The organism is Streptomyces sp. NPDC057654 (genome assembly GCF_042800135.1).
Lineage (GTDB): Bacteria > Actinomycetota > Actinomycetes > Streptomycetales > Streptomycetaceae > Streptomyces.
In genome coordinates, this window is record NZ_JBHVHQ010001297.1 from 1 (window position 1) to 1,620 (window position 1,620).

The 1,620-nt window shown below is 71.9% G+C and carries 3 protein-coding genes; 1 reads left to right on the plus strand and 2 read right to left on the minus strand.

What is annotated here, in order from left to right:
* Positions 1-193: DUF6114 domain-containing protein (locus ACFU99_RS43000; RefSeq protein ID WP_384404057.1), on the minus strand; the 193-nt coding region annotated here is incomplete at its 3' end.
* Entirely contained in the window at positions 184-798 is a 615-nt protein-coding gene (locus tag ACFU99_RS43005; RefSeq protein ID WP_384404059.1) for a DUF6230 family protein, read from the minus strand. The genes ACFU99_RS43005 and ACFU99_RS43000, both read right to left, overlap by 10 nt.
* Positions 799-962: 164 nt before the next feature.
* Between ACFU99_RS43005 and ACFU99_RS43010 the strand changes: the two genes are divergently transcribed.
* Positions 963-1,616: a TetR/AcrR family transcriptional regulator gene (locus tag ACFU99_RS43010; RefSeq protein WP_384404062.1), complete on the plus strand. Its 654-nt coding sequence runs from the start codon at positions 963-965 to the stop codon at positions 1,614-1,616.
* Positions 1,617-1,620 lie beyond the last annotated feature (4 nt).

Consider the following 1,620-nt stretch of genomic DNA (forward strand, 5'->3'; position numbering starts at 1 on the left):
GCCCGCCCATCCCCAGGCTCACCAGGACCGTCACCGGAGACAGCGGTACGAGCAGCAGCTCGGCGCCGCCGAGGACCAGCAGCAGCCCCGCCCAGAAGGGCCGGGTCCGCCGCCAGCCGCGGAAGGCGCGCCGCGCGTCCGGCAGCGGCAGCCGCGCATTGAGCCGCCGCGACAGCCGTGCGCTCAGAAGCACTTCTTGCCGTCCAGGCTCACACTGAGCTTGAGGCCCCGGAGCCGGAAGTTCCCGCCGGTCGCGGACCACGCGTGCGAGCGGACCCCGGCCACGGTGATGTCCCCGGCCTGGAGGCCGAACTTGCCCTTGTCGCCGTGGACGTCCGGCACCCGGTCCAGGGTGGAGGCGTCGCGTCCGATCTCGGCGGTGCCGAACCTGGCGTCGCCGACCAGGTCCTCGCCGTCGATGACGAGGCTGCTGGCGGTCACGTTTCCCGCGTCGCCGCCGGCCGTCAGCTTGAACGTGACGGTCCCCAGCGGGGTGGAGACCGAGGCGGACTGGCAGATGTCGCTCAGGGTGGCGTCGCCGATGCCGAGCAGGGCGACCGGGTGGCCCTTGCCGTCCACGGACCGGTCCGTCTGCACGTACGAGGAGAGGCCGTTGCTCGTCAGCTTGCCGGAGGAGACCTGGAAGCTCGTGCCGGAGACGGCGAAGGACGCGGCGAGCGCCCCCTCGGCCATCACCGCGGCCAGCGCGCCGACCGCGAGCACGGCGGGGACGGCGACGACCGCCGTCTTCTTCCAGGCCGTTCTGCCCTCCGGCAGCCGTCGGTTGGATCCGCTCACTGCTTCCTCCCCGGGGCAGCGGTCTACGGACGGCTGCGGCGCAGCCGCGAACACGTGCAGATGCGCAGGGAAGTGCGGGGTGGCTCCGCCGCCGGGAGAAGTCCGCGCGGCGTCGCTCTGCCATACTGCGGAAATCCGGTGGCAGTTGGAGACTAGGGCCGAAATTGAATAATAGTCAACAGCGCGGTACGCGCGCTGCCCCAGCCGCGCGCGGCACCGAGCGCTCCCAGGCGCGCCGCGCCGAACTCATCACGATCGGGAGGAGGCTGTTCGCGGACACGTCCTACGACGCGCTGTCCATGGACGACATAGCCCGGCACGCGGGCGTCGCCAAAGGTCTCATCTACTACTACTTCAAGAACAAGCGCGGCTACTACCTGGCGATCGTCCAGGACTCCGTCGCCGACCTCGTCGTACGGGCCGCCTCCACCCACGACCTGCCGCCCGCCGAGCGCGTCCACCACACCATCGACGGCTACCTCCGCTACGCCCAGCACCACCAGGCCGCCTACCGCGCCATCGTCACCGGCGGCGTCGGCTTCGACGCCGAGGTGCTCGCGATCCGGGCCGAGGTGCGCGAGCAGCTGCTGCTGGCGATCGCCCGCGGCGCGTGGGGGCGCGCCGACATCCCGCTCATCGCCCGTACCGCGCTGATCGGCTGGCTGTCGTCGGTGGAGGGCGTCACCCTCGACTGGCTGGACCACCTGGGGCTGGAGCGCGACATGGTGCGCTCGCTGCTCGTACGGGGCCTCGGCGACACGCTCCGTACGATCGAGGACTACGAGCCGGCCTTCCCGGCGCCGCCGCCCCTGCGCTGAACGG